Source organism: Pseudomonas taeanensis MS-3, from assembly GCF_000498575.2.
In the GTDB taxonomy this organism is placed as follows: domain Bacteria; phylum Pseudomonadota; class Gammaproteobacteria; order Pseudomonadales; family Pseudomonadaceae; genus Aquipseudomonas; species Aquipseudomonas taeanensis.
Genome location: NZ_AWSQ01000005.1, coordinates 16,857 through 39,692, shown reverse-complemented (window position 1 = coordinate 39,692; position 22,836 = coordinate 16,857). Strand labels below are relative to the sequence as shown.

Below are 22,836 nucleotides of genomic sequence, written 5' to 3'. Positions count from 1 at the left end.
CCATGACCGACACGACCGCACCGCACCCTTTCGCCCATCGCCTGCACGGCAGTCCAGACAGTCGCTTGCTCTACGCCAACCAAGCCACTGGCGCGGAGCTGCTGTGCATCCCCGAGGTCGAGGAGCAAACCGAGCATTACCTGGCCATCGAGCATGGCGATAGCGCGGATCGCGGGATGTGGACCGGTGCATTGGGGGGCGGGCTGGGGGCTTTCCTACTTGTGATGGCTTTAATTGCCTATTGCTACGGAAACGACCAAAGCGCGTTACAAGCCCTCGTAGTTGCCGCAATTAGCATATCGGCTCCCTTCATCTGGGAAGTTCTGCGCCCCATGCCGCTGCCCATCCTGCTCAATCGCCGCACCCGCGAGATGTACTTCGAGCAAGACGGCGAGCTGTACCACAGCCCCTGGGATGGAATCGCCGCGGCCACCTACAGCTTCGGCACCGTTGGCCCCTATACCGCAGGCATGCGCCATGCCGCCCTGGAAGCACTGCTGCACCACTATGGTCACCCCGAGCAACAGGTGCTGATCAACCTGGGCAGCCCCATTAGCAAAAGCCTGGAGATGCAACTGGGTTTCTGGGAATACCTGCGCACCTATATGGACAAAGGCCCCTGGTTTGACGCACAGGGCAACCACAGTGAATCGGATGCCTTTATTCAGAGCCTGCTAGAGGTCCGCAAAAGCAAAGGCCAGTCCGTACGTCTGTATTGGGGGCTGCTTAAGGAGGAATACAAGGCGAACAACGGACGCAACTTTCTCAGCTATGGCGATCTGGTATTAGTACTTGGCAGTATTTTGCTGCTGCCTGTACGCACCCTACAAAACTTCACCTACTCCATCGCCAAGCGTCGTGCCCGCAGCCAATGGCCAGCGCTGGTAAAAGAGCGCCTGCGCGCGGACGGCCCGGCCAGTCGACTGGTTGATCTGGAGCGAACGGCGGAGCAAGGCGGCGTTAAACCATGACCGGCACGACCGCATCACACCCCTTCGCCCAGCGCCTGCACAGCAGCCCAGAGAGCAGTTTGCTCTACGCCGACCAAACCACTGGTGCGGCGCTGCTGTGCATCCCCGAGGTCGAGGAACAGACAGAGCATTACCTCGCCATTGAGCATGGCGATAGCGCGGATCGGGGGATGTTGACCGGCGCCTTGGGCGGAGGATGTTTACTAATATTCGGCAGTTTCTCCGTGGCCTTTTTTTTGGATAATCGACTGGAGCCTGCACTCGCCTATTTTGCAATTACGGCTCTGGCCTTCACTCTTCCCTTCCTCTGGGAAGTTCTTCGGCCTATGCCACTGCCCATCCTGCTCAATCGTCGCACCCGCGAACTGTACTTCGAACAAGACGGCGAGCTATACCACAGCCCCTGGGATGGGATCGCCGCGGCCACTTACAGCTTCGGCACCGTTGGCCCCTATACCGGCGGCATGCGCCATGCCGCCTTGGAAGCACTGCTGCACCGCTTTGGCCACCCGCAAGAACAGGTGCTGATCAACCTGGGCAGCCCCATTGGCAAAAGCCTGGAGATGCAGCTGGGTTTCTGGGAATACCTGCGCACCTATATGGACAAAGGTCCCTGGTTTGACGCACAGGGCAACCACAGTGAATCGGATGCCTTTATTCAGAGCCTGCTGGCTTCACGCCAAGGTAAAGGTCAATGGACGCGCTTGCAGTGGCGGCTCATCGTAAAAGACTACAAGACCAACAAGGGTCGTAACTTTCTCAGTTATTCCGATTTCATGTTGCTACTGGGCGGCATACTTTTTTCGCCTATCAATGCCCTACAAAACTTCACCTACGCCATCGCCAAGCGCCGTGCGCGTAGCCAATGGCCAACGCTGGTAAAAGAGCGCCTGCGCCCGAACGGGCCGAGCAGCCGGCTGGTTGATCTGGAGCAGACGGCGGAGCAAGGCGGCGTTAAACCATGACCGGCACGACCGCATCACACCCCTTCGCCCAGCGTCTGCACGGCAGCCCTGAGAGCCGCTTGCTCTACGCCGACCAGGCCACTGGCGCGGAGTTGCTGTGCATTCCCGAGGTGGAAGAACAGTTTGAGCACTATCTGGCCATCGAGCATGGCGATAGCGCGGATCGCGGGATGCTGACCGGCGCGTTGGCCGGTGTGGGAGGGGTTTTCTTGAGCGGTTTTTCCTTTGCGTTCTACTTAGATCAAAGACCCGAGCCAGCTCTTACATGCTTTCTTATGGCTTTGGCTTGTTCTGTATTGCCCTTCCTCTGGGAAGTCCTGCGCCCCATGCCGCTGCCCATCCTGCTCAATCGCCGCACCCGCGAGCTGTACTTCGAGCAAGACGGCGAGCTGTACCACAGCCCCTGGGATGGGATCGCTGCGGCCGCCTATAGCTTCGGCACCGTTGGCCCCTATACCGCCGGCATGCGCCATGCCGCCCTGGAAGCACTGCTGCACCGTTATGGCCATCCCCAGGAACAGGTGCTGATCAACCTGGGCAGCCCCATTAGCAAAAGCCTGGAGATGCAGCTGGGCTTTTGGGAATACCTGCGCACCTATATGGACAAAGGCCCCTGGTTTGACGCACAGGGCAATCACAGTGAATCGGATGCGTTTATTCAGAGCCTGCTAGAGGTACGCAAAAGCAAAGGTCAATGGGCGCGTCTGCACTGGGGGCTGCTTAAGAAAGAGTACAAGGCCAACAACGGACGTAACTTTCTCAGTTATTCCGATTTTGCGTTGCTACTGGGTGGAATGCTTTTTTCGCCTTTCAATACCGTACAAAACTTCACCTACTCAATCGCCAAGCGTCGTGCCCGTAGCCAATGGCCAACGCTGGTAAAAGAGCGCCTGCGCCCGGACGGGCCGAGCAATCGGTTGGTTGATCTGGAACGGGCGGAGAAGCAATGAACAACTGCTCTGTCCACACAATGCAGCCCTCAGTGAGCATCCGTACAAGCACCGCGGTAGTCGCTCTCATTTCCGGCCGCCCATCACCCCGTTTTATGAACCAGATCAACCTGAGCAAGCCGCGCATTGCACTCCAATACGCGCCCCCAAGTATCACTTCGCCATCACGCTAGCGCGCCTGGCGCGTCACCCACACTTTCAAGGAGGAAATTGCATGCACAAAAAACGCTATTACCCCGCCGCCCTGCTCGCCCTGGCCCTGTGCCTCACCGGCTGCAGCGGTAACTACAAGTTCAGCGACGACGATTACCGCCCCCTGGGCGACCCGCAAGCAGAAACTCGCGGCAACTGATAGCAAGGAGCTAAACACCATGGAACTGGTCTTCGATGTGGTCAGTGCACAGCAGTTCGTGCCAGGTCTATTGACCACCAAAAGCTTCAAGCACGCCGGCGGCATTATCGGTCGTGCGGAGGACTGCGATTGGGTGATTCCCGATCGCAAGCGCGTGTTGTCCAGCCGACATGCCGCGGTGAGCTTTCGTGACGGTGCGTTCTACCTGACCGACACCAGCAGTAACGGCGTGCAGCTGAAAGACAGCGGCGCCAGCCTGCCCAAGGGCCAGCCTCAGCGTATCGATCACGGCAGTGTGTATTGCCTGGGTGATTTCGAGATCCGTGCGCGGCTGACCCAGGACCCGGCCGTATTCGAGGCCGATATCGGCCGCTCGCAGCCGGCCGGCAGCATCATTCCGGATGACGCCTTCCTCGATCTCGACCCGCTCACCGCCCTCGATCAGCAGGAACGGGTCTATGCCGAGGTCGACGACCTGACTGCAATCATTCGCCCTCACACGGCTCAGGCGCAGCAACGTGACTACGCACAGATCGATGAGGAGAACCTGCTGTTGCCCGAGTTGGTGATGCCAACTCAAACCCCGCAGCCCAAACCTGCCGCCGAGCCAGTGCGCCTGCCGCCGAGCTTCTGGGAGAAGTTCGGTGACGCCCTCGGAGTCAAGCTCGATGACCTCGATGATGAGGCTCGCGAAGCGCTGGCGCTGAACGCCGCGAAACTGCTCAAGCAGAGTGTCGGTAGCCTGCAACAGAGCCTGCGCACGCGTAGCGAGCTGAAGAACGAACTGCGCCTGGCGCTGACCACGGTGCAGAGTGCCGGCAACAACCCGCTCAAGCACACCAGCGACAGCAGTGAAGCGCTGACTGCCCTGCTACGGGGTGGCAAAACTGCTCAGCTGCCCGCCGAACAGGCGATCTCGCGCGGCTTCCGTGACCTGCAGGCGCATCAGGTAGCGCTGCTTGCCGCCAGCCGCGCCGCGCTCAAGGGTATGTTCGAGCAGCTGTCGCCGGAGCACCTGGCCCTGCGTTTCGAGCGCGAAGGTCGCAAACCGCTGATTGCCACTGCCGGCAGCCGCTGGCGCGCCTATCGTCGCCTGCACAGCTCGCTGGAGCAGAACGATGACTGGAGCGATCGCCTGTTTGCCCGTGACTTTGCCCAAGCCTATGAAGAACAGGTTCGCCTGATCGCCACCCTCAACACCGATGTTCAAGGATGATCTGCATGCACCGTTTTACCCCCCTGGCCCTGTTGGCCACGCTGCTGACACTCGGCGGCTGCTCAGCGCTATCACCGTACTCGAGCATGACCAAGCTCGACCTGACCCTGAATGGCAGTGATCAGCTCAACCCGGACCTCAATGGCCGTCCTTCGCCGATCGTCTTGCGGCTGATCGAACTGAAACACCCGGTGGCCTTTGAAAGCGCCGACTTCTTCTCGCTCTATCAGCGCCCGAAAGAAGCACTGTCGCCGGACCTGGTGACGCTGGAGGAACTCGAACTGCGTCCCGGCGAACAGCGTGTCCTGAAGCTCTCGGTGGAGGACGGCAGTCGCTACGTCGGAGTGCTCGCGGCTTACCGAGACCTGCCGGAAGCCAACTGGCGCGTGGTCATCCCGCTGCACGCGCAGGAACGCAATCGAGTCGAGCTGAACCTGGATGCCCAGGGCATTCGCACCCTCGATGACAACGCCAAGGATGAGGAATAAGCCATGACCCAGCATAAAGTGGTCTGGCAAGAAGGCATGCTGCTGCGCCCACAGCACTTCCAGCAGAACGACCGTTACTACGACTATCAACTGAAGACCCGTACGCAGAAGCTCGATAGCTATGCCTGGGGTTTTTTCGAGCTGGAGATCGACCGCCAGTTCCTCAACATGGGCAAGCTGGTGGTAAGCAAGGCCAGCGGCGTGCTGCCCGATGGCAGCCTGTTCGACATCGGTGCCGAGCGTGAGCCCTTGGCTCTGGATGTACCGCCGAACACCGGCAACACCCCGGTGTACCTGGCGCTGCCGCTGGTCACCGGCAACCATATCGAGAGCCGCCGACCGGACCAGCAAGACGTACTGGCGCGTTACACCGCCTTCGACGAGGAAATCGCCGACTCCAATGCCGGTGACAGCGCCTCCAGCCAGGTCAGCTGCGGTCACGCGGACTTCCGCTTGCTGCTCGGCGAGCAACAGAGCGACCAGGCCTACGTCAAGTTGCAGCTGTGCGAGGTGCTGGATACAACCCCGGACGGGGTGATCAGCATCGACCCTGAATTCATTCCCACCTACGTCAACTTCCAGGCTTCCGGTTACCTGCTGTCGTGCCTCAAGGAAGTGATCAGCATGCTTGCCCACCGCGGCGACATTCTCGCCGAGCGCATTCGCGCCACCGGCAAGGTCGGCGGCGCCGAGGTCGGCGACTTCATGATGCTGCAACTGATTAACCGTTTCGAGCCGGTACTGCGCCACTACCTGGGTATCGAGCAGGTGCACCCGGAACAGATCTATCGCGAGCTGCTGGGCCTGCACGGCGAACTGGCGACTTTCTCCAGCGAAACCAAGCGCTCGCGCCTGGAGAGCCGCTACCTGCATAGCGACCAGGGCAGCAGCTTTCGCAAGTTGATGGACGCGATCCGCCAGGTGCTGTCGATGGTGCTGGAACAGCACGCCATCGAGTTGCTGCTGCAACAACGCCAGTACGGTATCCAGGTGTCGCCGCTGCACGACCACAAGCTCCTCGGCAGCTCCTCCTTCGTCCTGGCCGCCAGTGCCCAGTGCGACTCCGAAGAGCTGCGCAACCGCCTGCCGGCGCACCTCAAGGTGGGGCCTGTGGAGCGCATCCGCCAACTGGTCAACCTGCATCTGCCGGGGATCAAGGTCAGGCCGCTGCCGGTGGCGCCACGGCAGATCCCCTTTCACTCCGGCAAGACCTACTTCGCTTTGGAGCTCAGCTCCGAGGAACTGGCGCAGCTGGAAAGCTCCGGCGGCTTCGCCTTCCACGTGTCCGGCGAGTTTACCGGGCTTGAGCTGAAATTCTGGGCGATCAGGAACTGACGATGACTACCAAGGACATGGAATACGGCCAGGACGACAAAACCGTCATCCTCAACCGCCAGGGCGATGCCCCGGCACACAGCCCACTGACCGACTTCGCCGCGCCGCCGAAATTCGAGCAGCTGGAAGAGCGGATGATCTATGCCGCGCGCCTGCGCCCGGCGGAAAGCTTCAACATCAGCCTCAACCCGTTGGTGGCGGCGGCCTCTGCCCTGCTCTCGGAAGTGGTGCGGCTCAAGCACAGTTTTGACAGTGAGGATATGCACGCGCTGAATCAGCGCCTGTCCAGCGCGATCAAGCTGTTCGAACACCGCGCCCTGCACGACGGTGCCGAAAGCAGCCAGGTGATGGCCGCACGCTACGTACTCTGCACCGTGGTCGACGAAGCCGTGGTGACCACCCCCTGGGGTAACGAAAGCGAGTGGTCGCAGATGAGCCTGCTGTCGAGCTTCCACAATGAAACCTTCGGTGGCGAGAAGTTCTTTCAGTTGCTCGAGCGTTTGTCGCGCAACCCGGTCAAGCACCTGCCGATGCTCGAGCTGATGTACCTGTGTCTATCGCTTGGTTTCGAGGGCAAGTACCGCGTACTGCCACGCGGCATGCTCGAACTGGAAGCGGTGCGCGACAGCCTGTACCGGCAGATCCGCCAGATGCGTGGCGACGTGCCGCGGGAAATCTCGCCGCACTGGCAGGGTCTGAAGGACACCCGTCGGCGCCTGGTGCGCATCGTGCCCTGGTGGCTGGTGGCGCTATTCACCCTGGTCTGTCTGGGGGTGATGTACAGCGGCTTCGCCTGGGTACTCGGCGAACAACGCGAAACCGTACTGCAACCGTATGAGCAACTCGACCCGTCCGCGGGTGTAATCATGGATGATTTGAAATGAAGCTTTTTTTCGGCAAATTAGCCGCATTCCTGCGCAAGACCTGGGTCTGGAGCCTGCTACTGGTACTGCTGCTGGTCCTGCTGGTGTGGTTCGTCGGCCCACTGCTGGCGGTCAGCGACTACAAATTCTGGGAGTCGGCCACCAGCCGCCTGCTGAGCATCAGTGCGCTGTTCCTGATCTGGGGCCTGGCCATGGTCTTCGCCAGCTGGAAAGCCACTGCGCGCAAGAAGGCTGAGGAAGACGATGCCGACGCTCAAGAGCGGCAACGTCGCGAAGGTCTGGTCAACGAGGAACAGGTCGAACTGCGCCACCGTTTCAAACAGGCCCTGCGCACTCTCAAACGCTCCAGCTTGTACCGTGGGCGCAGCGAGAAATGGCGCAACGAGCTGCCCTGGTACCTGCTGCTCGGCCCGCAGGGCAGCGGCAAGACCAGCCTGCTGGACTTCTCCGGCCTGGACTTCCCGCTTAATCGCGGCGAGAACCAGCGCCTGACCAAAGACGTATCCGGCACCCGCTACGCCGACTGGTATTTCGCCGACCATGCGGTGCTGATCGATACCGCCGGGCGTTACCTGACCCAACCGGACCCGCAAATCGACGGGCGCGCCTGGGACACCTTGCTCGGCCTGCTGCGCAAGCGCCGTGCACGGCCGCTGAACGGCGTGTTGGTGAATATCCCGATCGAACAGCTGCAAGGCGGCAGCGAAGTCGAACTGGAGAACCTGGCCCGTCAGACCCGTCAGCGCCTGCAGGAGATTCATCAGCGCCTGGGCGCCAATGTGCCGGTCTACCTGACCCTGAGCAAGGCCGACAAGGTACTCGGCTTCGAGGAGTTCTTCGACCAACTGTCACGCGAGGAAAGTGACCAGGTGCTCGGCGCCAGCTTCCGCAAACAGCAAGACAGCACCGATGTGCAAGTGGTCCGTGAGGAGTTCGAGGAGCTGCTGCGCCGCCTCAACAGCCAGGTAATCCTGCGCATGCACCAGGAGCGCGATACCCAGCGTCGCGGTCGCATTCTCGACTTCCCGCATCAACTTGGACAGATCGGCGAGCGCCTGTGCCTGTTCGTCGAGCTGGCCTTCACAGGTAACCGCTACCAGCGCGCCAGCCAGCTGCGGGGTTTCTACCTGACCAGCGCGCCGCAGCTCAACGACCAGCTTGACCCCAGCACCACGGGCATCGGCCGCAATCTCGGCCTGGCCAGTAGCGCCCTGCCGACCTTTCGCAGCGGCCGCGCACGCTTTATCAACCAGCTACTCAGTCGGGTGATTTTCCCCGAGGCCGACCTGGCAGGCCTCGACCAGCGCGAAGTGCGCCGCATCGACTGGGGCCAGCGCGCCATGTATGCCTGCGCCTTCGCCTGCCTGGCGCTATTCGGCGTGCTCTGGGCCAGCGGTTTTTCGGCCAACCACGGCCGCCTGGAGCAGCTGCGTGAAATTGCCCAACGCCTGACCCAGCAGCACGACACGATCAACCCGCAGGACGATGCCTTGCAGACCCTCAAGGCGCTGAACAGCAGCTTTGCCGCGACCCAGGTGTTCCCTCCGGTAGACGAAGCCGCCTACCTGCAACGCGGTGGCCTGTATCAGGGGGAGCAGGTCGATCCGACCTTGCAGCGCGCCTACCGTGGCGAGCTGGAAAACCTGTTGCTGCCACGCGTCGCGCGCCAGCTGGAAGCGCAAGTGCGCGCCAACCTGAACGACCGCGAACGCCTGCTCAACAGCCTGCGCGCTTATCTGATGCTCAACCTGGAAGAGCGGCGCGACGCGGCCTTCCTGAAAGACTGGCTGGCCGCCGACTGGTCGCTGCGTTACGCCGGCAACGGCGCCGCGCAACGCGGTCTCAACAGCCACTTCGAACGCCTGCTGGCCGAGCCATTCAACGCCTACTCGCTGAATGCTCCGCTAGTGGCCCAGGCGCGTCAGGTGTTGCGCAGCGAATCGCTGGCCAACGTGGTCTATCGCATGCTTCGCGAGCAGGCCCGCAGCCTGCCGGATTACCGTTTGAGCCAGAAACTCGGGCCACAGGCCAGCCTGTTCGCCGGCAGTGACTACGCCATTCCGGGCTTCTACACCCAGATCGGCTACAAGAAGCTGTTCGTCGCTCAGGGTCCAGACCTGGTGCGTGACATCCTGCGCGACAACTGGGTGCTCGGCGAAGGCGAAAATCTCAGCAGCAACGACCTCAGTCGTCTGCTGGTGGAAATGGAGCAGCTGTACTTCCGTGACTACGCCAATTACTGGGGCGAAGCCCTGGCGCAACTGACGTTGGAGCCGATCGGCAGTGCCAATCAAGGCGCCCTGCAGCTGGCCGGCTTGACCGCCGCCAACTCGCCACTACTGCAACTGTTGGTGGAAGTGCGCGACAACACTCGCTTCACTGGTTTAGCCGAAGCTGCCGATGGTGTCGGCGACGCCGCAGAGGGCCTCAAGGGCGCCAAAGGCAAGCTGGGTAAGGCCGCCAAACTGGCCGCCGCTGCCGCACAACAGACCCAGGCGGCACTGGTCAAGAGCCTGCCGGACACCGCGCGCAAGACACTCGAGCGACGCTTCGCCCCGCTGCACCAGTTGCTCGACGAAAACGGCGGCGCCGCTGCTGAACTGGCAAACACCCTGCAGGCCCTGGATGCCCTACAACGGCAACTGGCCGCGCTGGCCCACGCCAGCGCCCCGGAACAGGCCGCGTTCGAGCTGGCCAAGGCGCGCATGCGCGGCAAGCGTGATGCGATCAACCAGGTCCGCAGCAGCGCGGGGCGTCTGCCACAGCCGATTGGCAACTGGCTCGCCCTGCTCGCCGAAGACAGCTGGATGCTGGTGTTGGGCGACGCCTACCAGTACCTCAATCAGCGCTACAAGAGTGAGCTGTACGCCGCTTATGACGGTTCGCTGAAACAGCGCTACCCCTTCAGTGCCCACAGCGAAAGCGACGTGGCGATTGCCGACTTCCGCGAGTTCTTCAAGGGCCAGGGCATCGCCCAGCGTTTCTTCGACAGCTACCTCAAGCCCTTCGTCAGTGGCAGCGCCGGCCAGTATCGCCTGCGCAATGTCGATGGCCACGGCCTACCGCTGTCGCGCGAGCTCCTGCTGCAGATGAGCCACGCGCAGACCATCCGCCGCAGCTTTTTCGCCGAGAACCCCAACGAGCCGCAGGTGCTATTCAAGCTCGAGCCTTACTCGCTGGATTCCAGCCTGGGTCGCGCGGAGTTCCGCTTCGGTAACCAGCAGCTCGAATACCGTCATGGCCCCATCGTGCAAACCGCCTTCCGCTGGCCGGCCGAGGCCGACGAAGGCCGCACCAGTCTGGTGGTCGAAGAGTTGGGTGGGCGCCGTGTCGGCATCGAGAAGAATACCGGCCCCTGGTCGCTGTTCCGCCTGCTCGACCTGATGAGCGTCGATTACCACAGTGGCCGCGACGTACTGATGCTCAAGGCCGACCTCGGCGGCCTGCGCGCCAACTACCTGCTGCACAGCCAGCGCTCGCCGAACCCCTTCGACATCGGCCTGCTGCGCAGCTTCAAACTGCCGGCGACGCTCTGATGCAGGAAATCGCCAGCAGCCTGTGGCGTAGCGCCGCGCGTACCGATACCGGCAAGGTGCGCGCGCGCAACGAGGATGCCTTTCTGGCCCTGCCCGAACAGGGCCTGTGGGTGGTTGCCGACGGCATGGGCGGGCACCAGAACGGCGCCTTGGCCAGCCGCCTGATCGTCGAGTACCTGGCCGAACCCAGTGAGGGTAACTTGCAGCAGCGCCTGGTCGAGTTACGCAAGCGCCTGCACGGGCTTAACCGACGCCTGGGCCAGGAGTTGACGGTGACCGCCGAACGCCCGGATACGCTGATCGGCAGCACCGTGGTCGCTCTGTTGGTAGACGGCGATCGCGCCGCCTGTGTATGGGCCGGCGACAGTCGCTGTTACCTGTGGCGCGGCAGCCGGCTGTACCAACTCAGCCGCGATCACTCGTTACGCCAGCAATTGATCGATGAACAGCAGTACAGCCCGGAACAGGCCGCCCGGCATCCGTCGGCGCACGCCTTGACCCGCGCCATCGGCGCCAGCGAGGAGTTGCAATTGGACATCCTCGAACTGGACGTGCTCCCCGGCGATGCCTTCCTGCTGTGCAGCGACGGACTCTACCAAGGCCTGTCCAGCGATGCGCTGGGCGCTGCGCTTAATCTGCCGTCTGCGCACTTCGCGCTACAGCGCTTGTTCGAGCAAGCGCTGGATGGTCCGGCACGGGACAACCTCAGCGCCGTGGTGATTCGCCGATGACTGAGCAACTACTGGAATCGGAGCAGGTGCTGAACGGCGAAGCCTGTGACCTGACCTACTTTGCCCTGGCCGCCACCGCGACCCAGGCGGAGAAAAACGAGCAACCGCGCAGCAGCGCACCTGCCCGCCTCGGCGAGCTGCCGGACGTACTCGGAGGGCGCTATAAAATCGAACGCTTACTCGGCGTCGGAGGCATGGGGGCGGTGTACCGCGCGCGTGATCTGTTGCGCGAACAGTTCGGCGACCCGGAGCCCTATGTGGCGCTGAAAACGCTCAGCGATGACTTCGCCGAGTACCCGGATGCCAATTCGTTGCTGTACAGCGAGTTCGCCCTCACCGCGCGACTCAACCACCCCAATGTGGTGCGTCTGTTCGGCTTCGAGGTCGATGTGCCGAGCCAGCGCGCGTTCCTGATCCTGGAACTGCTCAAGGGTCCGACCCTCGACCAGCTGCTGTGCGAGCGGCCGGAGGGTTTGCCCTGGGATGAACTCAGCGAAATTGCCATCGCCCTGCTCGAAGCCCTCACCTACTCGCACCAACTGGGCGTGCTGCATGGCGACTTGAAACCCAGCAATGTGATGCTTGCCGACGACGGTCTGCGGTTGTTCGATTATGGTCTCGGCCAGCCGGTAGAGGGCTTGCTACCTGGTTTGCCACGGCTGTGCCGCAATCGTTTCACCGCCTGGACACCACGCTACGCTGCTCTGGAATTACTCGACGGCGCGCCGCTCAGTCCCGCTGCCGATGTCTATGCCTTGGCGTGCGTGCTCTATGAGCTGGCCAGCGGCCGTCACCCGTTCCGTCGGCTTAGCGCCAAACAGGCCAAGAGCATGGAGTTGGACAAACAGTTACAGCGGCCCGAACAGCTACCCGTGCACTGCTGGCCAGCCCTACGCACCGCCCTGGCGTTTGAGCAAGCGCAGCGCACTATCAGCTGCGCCGAGCTGCTGCACGCCTTTCGCGCACCACCGCTGGGGCGCTGGACACGCTGGTTACGTGGTACGCACTAAGTCGCACCCATGGATGATTCATTCACAAGGAAACGAACATGTTCAACGCGGCCAATGAAACCCATTTCAGCCTGAGCATCGAAGGTATCGAACACGACCTGCAAGTGCTCGAGTTCAACGGCCGCGAGGCGATCAGCCAGCCCTATCGCTTCGAGGTGGAGCTGATCAGCGAGTTGTCGGATCTGGATTTACAAAGCCTGCTGCATCAGCCGGCTTTTCTCGCCTATACGCCCGATGGGCTAGGTATTCACGGGTTGATCTATCAAGTCGCTCAAGGCGAATCCGGCAAGCGCCTGACCCGCTACCGACTGTCCATAGTGCCGCAGCTCAGTTACCTGACGCATCGCACTAACCAGCGCATTTTCCAGCAGTTGACGGTGCCGCAGATCATCGCGCAGGTGCTCGAAGAGCACGGCATCCTCGCCGGTGCCTACCAGTTCCAGCTCGGCCCCAGCGTCTATCCCGAGCGCGAGTATTGCGTGCAGTACGACGAGAGCGACCTGCACTTCATCCAGCGCCTGTGTGAGGAAGAAGGTATTCATTACCACTTTCAGCACAGCCGTCAGGGCCATGTACTGACCTTCGGCGACGACCAGACCGCCTTTGGCAAGCTGGGCCAGCCCACTGCTTATCTGCAGGACAACGGCATGACCGCCGATGAGCCGGTGATCAAGCGCCTCAGCGTACGCTTGGAAACCCGCACCAGTCGCACCACGCGCCGCGACTACGACTTCGAGCAACCGCGTCTGCTGATGGAGGCCGGCTATGCCCTCAAGGGCGAAAGCGCTGAGCGCAATCCCGAGGCTGCGCCCCTGCCGGACCTGGAAGACTACGACTACCCCGGCCGTTTTCTGGATCGCAGCCGTGGCAGACACCTGAGCCAACGCCACCTGCAACGCCACCGCAGCGACTACCGCCTGGCCGAGGGCCGCAGCGACCAGCCCAAGCTGGTCAGCGGCCATCTGCTGGAAATCTCCGACCACCCGCGTAGTGAGTGGAACGACCTGTGGCTGCTCACCGAAATCCAGCACGAGGGCAAACAGCCACAGGTACTGGAAGAATCCATCACTAGCACTCCCTCGCCCCTACGGGGAGAGGGTTGGAGTGAGGGGAAAACAGACGACAGGGGCTTCACCCAGGGCTATCGCAATCGTTTCAAGGCGACACCCTGGGACGTACCTTTCCGCCCTCCCCTGGCCCACCCCAAACCAAAGGTGCTGGGCAGCCAGACTGCCGTGGTCACCGGCCCTGCAGGCGAGGAGATCCACTGCGACGAGTACGGCCGCATCAAGGTGCAGTTTCACTGGGACCGTCACGGCCAGGCCGACGACAAGACCAGCTGCTGGCTACGCGTCTCCAGCAGCTGGGCCGGCGACCGCTACGGCGGCATCGCCATTCCGCGCATCGGCATGGAAGTGCTGATCACTTTTCTCGAAGGCGACCCCGACCAACCGCTGGTGACCGACTGTCTGTACCACAAGGAGCACGTCGTCCCATACGACCTGCCGGCGAACAAGACCCGCACCGTCTTCAAGACCCTGAGTAGTCCGGGCGGTGGCGGCTATAACGAGCTGCGCATCGAAGACCGCGCCGGCCAGGAACAGATCTACCTGCACGCCCAGCGCGACTGGGACGAAAACATCGAGTACGACCAGAAGATCCGCGTCGGCAACGAACGCCACGACACAGTGGAAGCCAACAGCTACACCGAGCTACAAGCCGAGGAGCACCTCAGCGTGCTCGCCGACCGCAAGGTCGAAGTCAAACCCGACGACCACCTCACGGTTGGGCAGAACCAGCACATCAAACTCGGCAGCGCCCAGCTGACCAAGGCTGGCAAGGAAATCCACCTCAAGGCCGGACAGAAGATGGTCATCGAGGCCGGCACCGAGCTGACCCTCAAGGCCGGCGGCAGCTTCATCAAACTCGATCCCGGCGGCATCACCCTCAGCGGCCCGCTGGCCAAGATCAACGCCGGTGGTTCGCCGGGCAAGGGCTCGGGCATCGGCATCAAGCCACCGGTATTGCCGGGCGCGGCAGATAGCGATAAGGCGGGGAGTTTAACGGATGAGGCGCTGTTGAATCGGCTCGAACAGGCCAAGAAAAAGCCCAAGCGCATGCTCAATTTCTCCGGCTGACAGGGATAGAACGCGAGCCGCCATTTGGCTTGCATACAAGGATTAGGGATTCGGAAAAATCATGGCAGACAGCAAACCGATTAATTGGGCGTATCCGTTTAAGACCGCTGGAGACACCAGCAAAGAAGTTACCGATCCGCAACTCTATTTCGATGCGCTGGCCAAGGCCAAAAATGGCTTCTACCCAATGGGTGCCAATGGCCTCTGGCATGGCGGCGTGCACTTTGATGCCAATACCGGCGCGCTGCTTGATCAGAACCAGGTTCGCTGCATCGCCGATGGCGAAGTAATTGCCTACCGCATCGATGACAAGTATCCCGAGACGCCCCACACCGCCACTATTCATCCAGGTATGGGGCCAGAGCCGCTGGGTGCTAAATATTCAACGGGGTTTGTGCTGGTAAAACATCATTTGGCACTCCCGCCAGCGCCGGCAACCCCGGCGGACGGGACCACAACGGCAACAACGCCTACGGAGACTGCATCGCCAGCCGCCCTGGCCGCAGAGGCAGCACCCGCCAACGAAGGGCTGACCTTTTACAGCCTGTATATGCATTTGCTCGACTGGACCGGTTACCAGGCCACCAACGCCCCTAAACCGCCCGCGTTCCTCGCGCCAACCCGCTATGCGGTCAAGCAAACCCCGGACGACCCACTAATGGGCTTGCGTGTGCGTGCATTGCGCGACGATGGCACGACCAAGGTGCTCGCCTTGTTACCCAAAGGTTGCAAAGTCACCCTGAGTGAAACCCACAACCTAAAGCCTCAATTTAAGCAGTTACTCAGCGTCGATGAAGGCGCTGCTATCCCCGCCTTACCGGTTGGCACTGCCGGCTGGGTGTATACCCCTGAACTAACCGGCAACACCGTGGGGGATAAGGCCACAGACACCGAGCCCGCCTTAACACTGAGCCATCAAGGCTTGCGCGTGCGCAAAGAAGGCAATCGTAACGGGGCCATCATTGGTGTACTGCCGCGCAGCGCAACGCTCAAAGTCGGAGAGAAGCAGTCAGGCGGCTATTGCAAGGTGCTGGAGGTGATGGATTATCGCGGTGTCCCTGCCCTGCCCAATGGACCAGATGGCAAACCGCTGGGCTACGTGTACTTCGACGAACTCGGGTTTGTCCATCTTTTACCAAAACCTCACTCCATCAACGCCGGTGAGCTGATCGGCCATATTGGCCTTTACCAGAACCAAGGCGAAGGCACCGCCAAACCACGCCTACATCTGGAAGTCTTCAGCTGTGCAGATGTACCGGCGTTTATAGCCAAGAGCCGCGCGCTGGCTGCCAGCTTACCGGCCGAGCAAAAGACCCTGCTTAAAATCCATAAAGGGACCAGCAAACTGATCCCCCACCGCGAAGACATCACCAGCAGCAACCCACCTAGAATCACCGACGCGGGCGTCACCATTGCCGTCGAGCTGACCATTCCCGTCAGCGTGCTGGAAAACCTGCCCGCAGAACGCAAAATCCAAGTCAGCGAAACCGTTCTCGGTAGCACCACGCCACGTATTACCCACTGGTGGAGGCTCGACGGCCTGCTGGCCGACGACACTGGTAACCGCATCAGCGGCTGGCTCGCCGAACAAGACCTGATCACCTCGCGGCACAGCCCGTGGGAATGGGATGGCTTCGACTTTATCAGCGAAACGGCCAGCGCACTTGATCACCTAGCCTGCCATTTCGAGGCGCAACACCTGCTCACAGAAGAGGAAGGACCCGACTACCAAGCGCAAATCAGCACCGCCGACCACGGCCCGATCAAAGCGCGTCTGTACGACATCATTGACGGTGCCGATGACAGCGTACGCGACGACATACTGAGCGTGACAGAGATCAACGCCGCCCTCAGCAAACCCTGGCACGCCCAATCCATCTCCCGCCTGATCACTCACTATGAAAGTGAGTGGTTCTGGCAGGATGCCAAATGGAATGAGCTGGATAAGTTGATGGAACACACAGAGGAAGACCAAAACCCACAGTGGGTGCGCGAAAAAGAGCGGATTAAAAAGCTCAGTTGGTGGAGTGAGATGACGGGAAAGCAGGGGATTAATGCGGATGGGAAAGTTTGGCATTTTCAGCCTATTGGATTAATTTCAACCCTATATATACACACAAAATTACTTGTGACAAAAGATCAGCTTGCAGCAATAATGCTATCCGCCCCAGAAGAAACAATAGATAAATATCTACTCCCAATCAATCACACATTAAGTACATTTAAAATAAACACCCCACTCAGAATTGCTCACTTTTTATCTCAGATAGGACATGAAACAGGGCAATTAAAATTCTCAGAAGAGCTGAGTTCTGGAGCACAATATGAAGGCAGAGCAGACTTAGGGAATAATCAACCCGGCGACGGCAAACTATTTAAAGGACGGGGCCTTCTCCAAGTCACAGGCCGCGCCAACTATTCTGCATGTGAAGCTTATCTTAAAACCCTACCAGAATACGCGGAGCTAGATATAACATCTTCAACAGAAAAAGCTGAGCAACTTTCTGCGAGCCCTGAGTTAGCTGCACTCGCTTCAGGTTACTACTGGGCTAAACTAAAGCCGAAACTGAATACTGTATCTGACGCAGATGATTTATTTTGGGTCTCAGTTTATGTTAACGGATGGGCAGTCCAAGCAAATCCATTTTATCCAAGCCGACCAAAGGAACCAAATAATATGCACCATCGGTCGACAATGCTAGCTCGAGCTAAAAATGTCCTCGGAGTGACCCCATGAAAATTTATATTTTTCTTCTGGCGCTTTTTTTTCCGCTCAGCTGCTTAGCAGTAACCCCAGAAATAAATGAAACAATTGCCTATAGCGGAAAAATTGGAAAGCAAAACATATTCATGACCTTAAGCACCGCAAGTGGCAAAGTGTTTGGAAATTATTTCTACACTAAATACAATTCACCGATCACCCTAAGTGGAAGTCTTTCTGATTCAAAACTTCTTCTGACAGAGGAAACCATTAATGGCAACGCGTATATAAATGCACAAATAAAAGAAGGATCCATTAACGGAACCTGGGAGCTCAATGGTAAGAGTCATAAGATTTACTCCAAAGCTTTAAGCAAATCATACGAAACTATAATTAAAGAAATCGATGTATCAGACGAAGACAATGAAAACAAAATTCTATCTATCACCTTCATAGATGGCTCCAGCCAAAACATAGAAATCTCGACACTAGAGAAGTCAACATCAATAATCTTTGAGGATTTTACTTTTGACGGCTATCCTGACATGCGAATCCTTGAAGTTGAAACAGGAGGAAATAGCTCGTTTATTTATTTTGACTACGACGCAAAAAACAGAAAATTCAAAACATCATCAAACGAGATAAGCCGCTTAGTAAGCCCAAAAATATTTCATAGCGAAAAAATTATAATATCAACATCAAGAGATGGCTGCTGCACTTATCATGCGATCAAAATATTACCAACAGAAGTTCTCTCGGCCAGTTATGACTTTGAGTCAAAAACAGGAAGTGAGATTATAAAAAACAAAGGCGCAGGCAGTGACTTAAAACAGCCGATAACCGAAAAATACTTTGAAGATAATTATCTGAACTTTAAGGGCAGCACCGGCAAAAACTGAGAAAAACATCTGGCTATTCAGGCCCACAGATCTATTTTCAAACAACGCCATTAATCCTGCTCTTTAACAACTAGCCCGCAACGCACTTGGCGTCATCTGACGCCAAGCTCAACACAATCAATCAGCCATATCACTTCGAGCTGGAGCTGATCAGCGAACGACCGGACCTCGACCTGCAGAGCCTGCTGCACCAACCGGCCTTTCTCGCCTTCCCCCCCGATGGTCTGGGCATCCACGGCCAGATCTACCAGGTGGCCCAGGGCGAATCCGGCAAGCGCCTGACCCGCTACCGGACCTGGAAGACTACGACTATCCCGGCCGTTTCGTGGATCGCAGCCGCGGCAAACACCTGAGCCAACGTAACCTGCAACGCCACCGCAGCGACTACCGTCTGGCCGAGGGCCGCAGCGATCAGCCCAGGCTGCTCAGCGGCCATCTGCTGGAAATCTCCGACCACCCGCGTAGTGAGTGGAACGACCTGTGGCTGCTCACCGAAATCCAGCACGAGGGCAAACAGCCACAGGTACTGGAAGAGTCGGTGACCGACGATGTAGCACCGGCCGATGGCTTCACCCAGGGTTATCGCAATCGTTTCAACGCGACACCTTGGGACGTACCTTTCCGCCCTCCCCTGGCTCATCCCAAGCCCAAGGTGCTGGGCAGCCAGACCGCCGTGGTCACCGGCCCTGCAGGCGAGGAGATTCACTGCGACCAGTACGGCCGCATCAAGGTGCAGTTCCACTGGGACAGGCACGGCCAAGCCGACGACAAGACCAGCTGCTGGTTGCGCGTCTCTAGCAGCTGGGCCGGCGACCGCTACGGCGGCATCGCCATTCCGCGCATCGGCATGGAAGTGCTGATCACTTTTCTCGAAGGCGACCCCGACCAACCGCTGGTCAGCGGCTGTCTGTACCACAAGGAACACGTGGTGCCCTACGACCTGCCGGCGAACAAGACTCGCACGGTATTCAAGACCCTGAGCAGTCCAAGCGGTGGCGGCTATAACGAGCTGCGCATCGAAGACCGCGCCGGCCAGGAGCAGATCTACCTGCACGCCCAGCGCGACTGGGACGAAAACATCGAGCACGACCAGAAGATCCGCGTAGGCAACGAACGCCACGACACAGTGGAAGCCAACAGCTACACCGAGCTACAAGCCGAGGAGCACCTCAGCGTGCTCGCCGACCGCAAGGTCGAGGTCAAACCCGACGACCACCTCACGGTCGGGCAGAACCAGCACATCAAACTCGGCAGCGCCCAGCTGACCAAGGCCGGCAAGGAAATCCACCTCAAGGCCGGACAGAAGATGGTCATCGAGGCCGGCACCGAGCTGACCCTCAAGGCCGGCGGCAGCTTCATCAAACTCGATCCCGGCGGCATCACCCTCAGCGGCCCGCTGGCCAAGATCAACGCCGGTGGTTCGCCGGGCAAGGGCTCGGGCATCGGCATCAAGCCACCGGTATTGCCGGGCGCGGCAGATAGCGATAAGTTGGGGAGTTTGACGGATGAGGCGCTGCTCAATCGGCTCGAACAGGCCAAGAAAAAGCCCAAGCGCATGCTCAATTTTTCGGGTTAACAGGGATCAAGCGCGGGCCATCTTCACGCCCGCAAACAAGGATTAGGGATTCGGAAAAATCATGGCAGACAGCAAACCGATCAACTGGGCGTATCCGTTCAAAACCACTGGAGCATCAACCAACCCGCTGCAGTACCTGACCAACATGGCCAAGGCCAATGGCGGCTACTACCCGACTGGAGAAAACGGTCTGTGGCATGGCGGTGTGCACTTCGATAAAGGCACCGCTGCTGTGTTTGATCAGTCCAGCGTGCGCTGTATCGCCGATGGCGAGGTGATCGCTTACCGGATCAATGAGAGCTACCCGGTCAGCGAATACACTGAAGCCATCCCACAGATCAAACGCGTGCCATTCTCTACAGGGTTTGTGCTGGTCAAGCACACACTTCGTCCTCCGCAGCCTATCAATGCAAGGTCGACACACAGCGAACAATCACCGCCCACGCTGACCCTCTTTAGCCTGTATATGCACCTGCAGGACTGGGCCGGCTATCAGGCCAAAGCGGAGCTTGCCCGGCCCGCGTTCTGGAAGGCAGCAATCTACATCGTCGACACCAAAGACCATGGCCTCAACGTGCGGGCCGAACCCAACACCAACGGCACGCATTTGGCCGTGTTAGCCAAGGGCACGCAGGTCACCGTCAGCCACCTAGAGGGCGATTACTGTAAGTTGCTAAGCATCGTCAGTGGCGCAGCCGAACCGGCACTCACGCCAGACAGCGAAGGCAAGCTGCCCGGCTTTGTGGCCTTCAAACTGCTCAAAGCTCAACACGAACCCAAGGCCAAGGACAGCGTGGTAGTGCTAGACCCAGGCATCGCGATCAAGGCCGGCGACCTGATCGGTCATCTAGGCACTTATCAGAACCACAACGGCGCGGAGCAACCCCTGCTGCACCTGGAAGTATTCAGCTGCGAAGACGTACCCGGTTTTATCAGCAAGAGCCAAGCCTGGGCTCGTACCCTGCCAGAAACCGATAAGACCCTGCTCAAGATCCACAAGGACGCCAGCCGGCTGATTAGTCACCGTGACGATATCAAGGAAGACAACCCACCCAAGTTGGACGACACCGGCAGCCAGATAGGCGTTGACCTGATTATCCCGCAAGCCCTGCTCGATGGACTACCGGCCACGAGAAAAATCAAAGTCAGCACACCAGTCGCCGGCAGCAACACCCCTCAGACCACAACTTGGTGGCGCCTGGACGGGCTGTTCGCAGACAAAGAGGGCAACCCCATTAACGGCTGGCTCGCCGAGCAGGACCTGATCACCACACGCCATAGCCCCTGGGAGTGGCCAGACTTCCAGTGCATCGAAGACACCGGCAAGCCGGTCGAGAAACTGGCCTACACCTTCAACGCCAGAGGCATGCTGAGCGAGGAGGAAAAGCATAACTACCGCGCCCAAATCAGCACGGCCGACGGCGGCCCTATCCTTGCCATCGCCCGCCTCTACGACATCGTCGACACCGATAAAGACGGCGTACTCACCCGCGAAGAAATCCGCGCAGCCCTGGGTAAACCCTGGCACGCCCAGGTACTCGGCCAACTGATCAGCAAATATGAAAGCGAGTGGTTCTGGAACAAGAGCAAATGGGACGAACTCGACCCACTGCTGGCCGAAGAACCTGGCAAGCCGAATCCCATTTGGGAGATAGAAAAGCAGCGGATCAAAGCGCTAAGTTGGTGGAAGGAACTGGCGGACAAACATGGGATCAGTGCAGATGGTAAGGCGTGGCACTTTCAGCCGATTGGATTGGCTGGCACCTTTATCAAAGGTAAAAAAATAAATATAACTATTGAAATGCTCAAAAAAGTTTTTGAAGGCTTAACGAACACTAATGAGGCCGATGAACTTCTAAGTGAAATAGCCAGCCAGATCAATGTAAACTGTGAAAGATACAAGCTCGACACAACTTTGAGACTGAGTCATTTCTTTGCACAAGTACGACAAGAAATTGGGTCAAAATGTAGAGTAGCTGAAGATTTCACATACAGCCCGGAAGGATTGAAAGGCACTTTCAGATATTTCAGGCTGCATTCATCAGAAGCAACTACTTATGGATACGCAGGGAATAGTAAATTTGTTTCAACTGAGAATCAAATTGCAATCGGAAATAGAGCATACGCCAGCAGATACGACAATGGCGACATTGCATCTGGTGATGGCTGGCGCTACAGGGGGCGCGGCCTAAAGCATTTAACCTTCAGAAGTAATTATGCTGCATTTAAAAAATACCATAAGCACTTTTGGGGGGAAGATATTGATTTTGTTCGGACGCCTGACTTGCTGCACAAAAATTATAAATATTCGGTGCGATCCGGCATATACTTCTGGCTATCTAACAACCTATTTGCCGAGGCTGACAACGGTGCTACCGACTCAGATGTAGATGCAATAACAAGAATAATAAATGAAGCTACAGACAGCTACGGAAAGCGTAGAGATAACTTCAAGAGGATATTTGAAATTGAACAAATTTTTAAAGATATTTAGGCAGATACTTATTCTGCAAATCACCTTTTCTGCGACGACGCAGGCTTTAGCAGCTGGCGGTAGCGATCCGCGTTATGTCGGAGAACTTCACCCTCCAATAATAGTTTCTGATGCAGGTAAAAAAATGGCCGTGCTGTTTTTGAAAAATAACTTCAAAAAAAGCATCGAAAATACTCACGTAGCAACTGGTGAAATCTATTATTTTCAAGTTCAGCCACTTACACCTGAACTTAAGTACGTTTGGAAGGTGGAAGGCGATCATGTTTCCTCAGTATTTTTTTACGACTGGAAAACTCCTGAGAGAGCTGGGCGATCGATGTATGTGCTGATGAAAACTGTGGTTTCAAATCGGATTTTTGAAGGACTTTCATACACAGCAATGGAGCTTTCTGTTATTTCGGAAGGGGATAAATTGTCATTGAATTTCTTCCCTGGTGACCTTCAGGACTCCAAGCTCCAGAATTGCTATGAGGGACTCTACCTTGAAGATAGTAAAATAGTTACCTGCGCCTACAAAAACGCCAGTGATATTAAAAAATATTTAGCTCTTCAAGACAAATAGCAACGAGCGATAAGGAGGCAGATTCATT

General features: G+C 58.4%; 17 protein-coding genes and 1 pseudogene. All 18 read left to right on the top strand.

Annotation, left to right across the window (positions count from 1 at the left end):
* Positions 1–2 precede the first annotated feature (2 nt).
* Positions 3–971 (top strand): hypothetical protein, encoded by a 969-nt coding sequence (locus TMS3_RS17540; protein WP_025166592.1) that lies wholly within the window; start codon positions 3–5, stop codon positions 969–971.
* Entirely contained in the window at positions 968–1,936 is a 969-nt protein-coding gene (locus TMS3_RS17535) for a hypothetical protein (protein ID WP_025166591.1), read from the top strand. Before TMS3_RS17540 ends, TMS3_RS17535 begins: the two co-directional genes overlap by 4 nt.
* A complete protein-coding gene (locus TMS3_RS17530; RefSeq protein WP_025166590.1) occupies positions 1,933–2,886 on the top strand; it encodes a hypothetical protein in 954 nt (317 codons plus the stop codon). The genes TMS3_RS17535 and TMS3_RS17530 overlap by 4 nt, the downstream gene beginning before the upstream one ends.
* Positions 2,887–3,100: 214 nt before the next feature.
* A complete protein-coding gene (locus TMS3_RS17525) occupies positions 3,101–3,238 on the top strand; it encodes a hypothetical protein (RefSeq protein ID WP_025166589.1) in 138 nt (45 codons plus the stop codon).
* Between the two features lie 19 nt (positions 3,239–3,257).
* Positions 3,258–4,454 carry a type VI secretion system-associated FHA domain protein TagH gene (gene tagH, locus TMS3_RS17520; protein ID WP_025166588.1) on the top strand — a complete coding sequence of 399 codons (1,197 nt, stop codon included), beginning with the start codon at positions 3,258–3,260 and terminating at the stop codon, positions 4,452–4,454.
* Positions 4,455–4,459: 5 nt separating this feature from the next.
* Positions 4,460–4,942: a type VI secretion system lipoprotein TssJ gene (gene tssJ / locus TMS3_RS17515; RefSeq protein WP_025166587.1), complete on the top strand. Its 483-nt coding sequence runs from the start codon at positions 4,460–4,462 to the stop codon at positions 4,940–4,942.
* Positions 4,943–4,945: 3 nt separating this feature from the next.
* Positions 4,946–6,277 carry a type VI secretion system baseplate subunit TssK gene (gene tssK / locus TMS3_RS17510; protein WP_025166586.1) on the top strand — a complete coding sequence of 444 codons (1,332 nt, stop codon included), beginning with the start codon at positions 4,946–4,948 and terminating at the stop codon, positions 6,275–6,277.
* A 2-nt stretch (positions 6,278–6,279) separates the two neighbouring features.
* Positions 6,280–7,161, top strand: a complete 882-nt coding sequence (gene icmH, locus TMS3_RS17505; RefSeq protein ID WP_025166585.1) for a type IVB secretion system protein IcmH/DotU — start codon at positions 6,280–6,282, stop codon at positions 7,159–7,161.
* Entirely contained in the window at positions 7,158–10,697 is a 3,540-nt protein-coding gene (gene tssM / locus TMS3_RS17500; protein ID WP_025166584.1) for a type VI secretion system membrane subunit TssM, read from the top strand. Before icmH ends, tssM begins: the two co-directional genes overlap by 4 nt.
* The gene (locus TMS3_RS17495; RefSeq protein WP_029866451.1) at positions 10,697–11,428 is read left to right on the top strand and encodes a PP2C family protein-serine/threonine phosphatase; all 732 of its coding nucleotides are present in this window, start codon (positions 10,697–10,699) and stop codon (positions 11,426–11,428) included. Before tssM ends, TMS3_RS17495 begins: the two co-directional genes overlap by 1 nt.
* Entirely contained in the window at positions 11,425–12,438 is a 1,014-nt protein-coding gene (locus tag TMS3_RS17490; RefSeq protein ID WP_200929705.1) for a serine/threonine-protein kinase, read from the top strand. Before TMS3_RS17495 ends, TMS3_RS17490 begins: the two co-directional genes overlap by 4 nt.
* 38 nt (positions 12,439–12,476) lie before the next feature.
* Positions 12,477–14,576, top strand: a complete 2,100-nt coding sequence (gene tssI, locus TMS3_RS17485; RefSeq protein ID WP_025166581.1) for a type VI secretion system Vgr family protein — start codon at positions 12,477–12,479, stop codon at positions 14,574–14,576.
* Between the two features lie 61 nt (positions 14,577–14,637).
* Entirely contained in the window at positions 14,638–17,313 is a 2,676-nt protein-coding gene (locus TMS3_RS17480; RefSeq protein WP_025166580.1) for a hypothetical protein, read from the top strand.
* Positions 17,310–18,176, top strand: a complete 867-nt coding sequence (locus tag TMS3_RS25095; protein WP_152985525.1) for an XAC2610-related protein — start codon at positions 17,310–17,312, stop codon at positions 18,174–18,176. The genes TMS3_RS17480 and TMS3_RS25095 overlap by 4 nt, the downstream gene beginning before the upstream one ends.
* Before the next feature lie 86 nt (positions 18,177–18,262).
* A complete protein-coding gene (locus TMS3_RS26165) occupies positions 18,263–18,529 on the top strand; it encodes a hypothetical protein (protein WP_051394264.1) in 267 nt (88 codons plus the stop codon).
* Positions 18,451–19,752, top strand: a pseudogene (gene tssI, locus TMS3_RS17470) (type VI secretion system tip protein TssI/VgrG); the annotation flags it as partial. The gene TMS3_RS26165 and the pseudogene tssI (TMS3_RS17470), both read left to right, overlap by 79 nt.
* 61 nt (positions 19,753–19,813) lie before the next feature.
* Positions 19,814–22,246: a hypothetical protein gene (locus tag TMS3_RS17465; RefSeq protein ID WP_025166579.1), complete on the top strand. Its 2,433-nt coding sequence runs from the start codon at positions 19,814–19,816 to the stop codon at positions 22,244–22,246.
* A complete protein-coding gene (locus TMS3_RS25090; protein ID WP_152985524.1) occupies positions 22,221–22,808 on the top strand; it encodes a hypothetical protein in 588 nt (195 codons plus the stop codon). Before TMS3_RS17465 ends, TMS3_RS25090 begins: the two co-directional genes overlap by 26 nt.
* Positions 22,809–22,836: the final 28 nt, after the last annotated feature.

Excerpts from the sequence above, each read along its gene's own strand:
- TMS3_RS17495 (WP_029866451.1), top strand. The coding sequence starts at position 10,697 with ATGCAGGAAATCGCCAGCAGCCTGTGGCGTAGCGCCGCGCGTACCGAT.
- tssI (WP_025166581.1), top strand. The coding sequence starts at position 12,477 with ATGTTCAACGCGGCCAATGAAACCCATTTCAGCCTGAGCATCGAAGGT.
- TMS3_RS17530 (WP_025166590.1), top strand. The coding sequence starts at position 1,933 with ATGACCGGCACGACCGCATCACACCCCTTCGCCCAGCGTCTGCACGGC.
- TMS3_RS17490 (WP_200929705.1), top strand. The coding sequence starts at position 11,425 with ATGACTGAGCAACTACTGGAATCGGAGCAGGTGCTGAACGGCGAAGCC.
- TMS3_RS17540 (WP_025166592.1), top strand. The coding sequence starts at position 3 with ATGACCGACACGACCGCACCGCACCCTTTCGCCCATCGCCTGCACGGC.
- TMS3_RS17525 (WP_025166589.1), top strand. The coding sequence starts at position 3,101 with ATGCACAAAAAACGCTATTACCCCGCCGCCCTGCTCGCCCTGGCCCTG.
- tssK (WP_025166586.1), top strand. The coding sequence starts at position 4,946 with ATGACCCAGCATAAAGTGGTCTGGCAAGAAGGCATGCTGCTGCGCCCA.
- tagH (WP_025166588.1), top strand. The coding sequence starts at position 3,258 with ATGGAACTGGTCTTCGATGTGGTCAGTGCACAGCAGTTCGTGCCAGGT.
- tssM (WP_025166584.1), top strand. The coding sequence starts at position 7,158 with ATGAAGCTTTTTTTCGGCAAATTAGCCGCATTCCTGCGCAAGACCTGG.
- TMS3_RS17480 (WP_025166580.1), top strand. The coding sequence starts at position 14,638 with ATGGCAGACAGCAAACCGATTAATTGGGCGTATCCGTTTAAGACCGCT.
- TMS3_RS25095 (WP_152985525.1), top strand. The coding sequence starts at position 17,310 with ATGAAAATTTATATTTTTCTTCTGGCGCTTTTTTTTCCGCTCAGCTGC.
- TMS3_RS17535 (WP_025166591.1), top strand. The coding sequence starts at position 968 with ATGACCGGCACGACCGCATCACACCCCTTCGCCCAGCGCCTGCACAGC.
- icmH (WP_025166585.1), top strand. The coding sequence starts at position 6,280 with ATGACTACCAAGGACATGGAATACGGCCAGGACGACAAAACCGTCATC.
- TMS3_RS17465 (WP_025166579.1), top strand. The coding sequence starts at position 19,814 with ATGGCAGACAGCAAACCGATCAACTGGGCGTATCCGTTCAAAACCACT.
- tssJ (WP_025166587.1), top strand. The coding sequence starts at position 4,460 with ATGCACCGTTTTACCCCCCTGGCCCTGTTGGCCACGCTGCTGACACTC.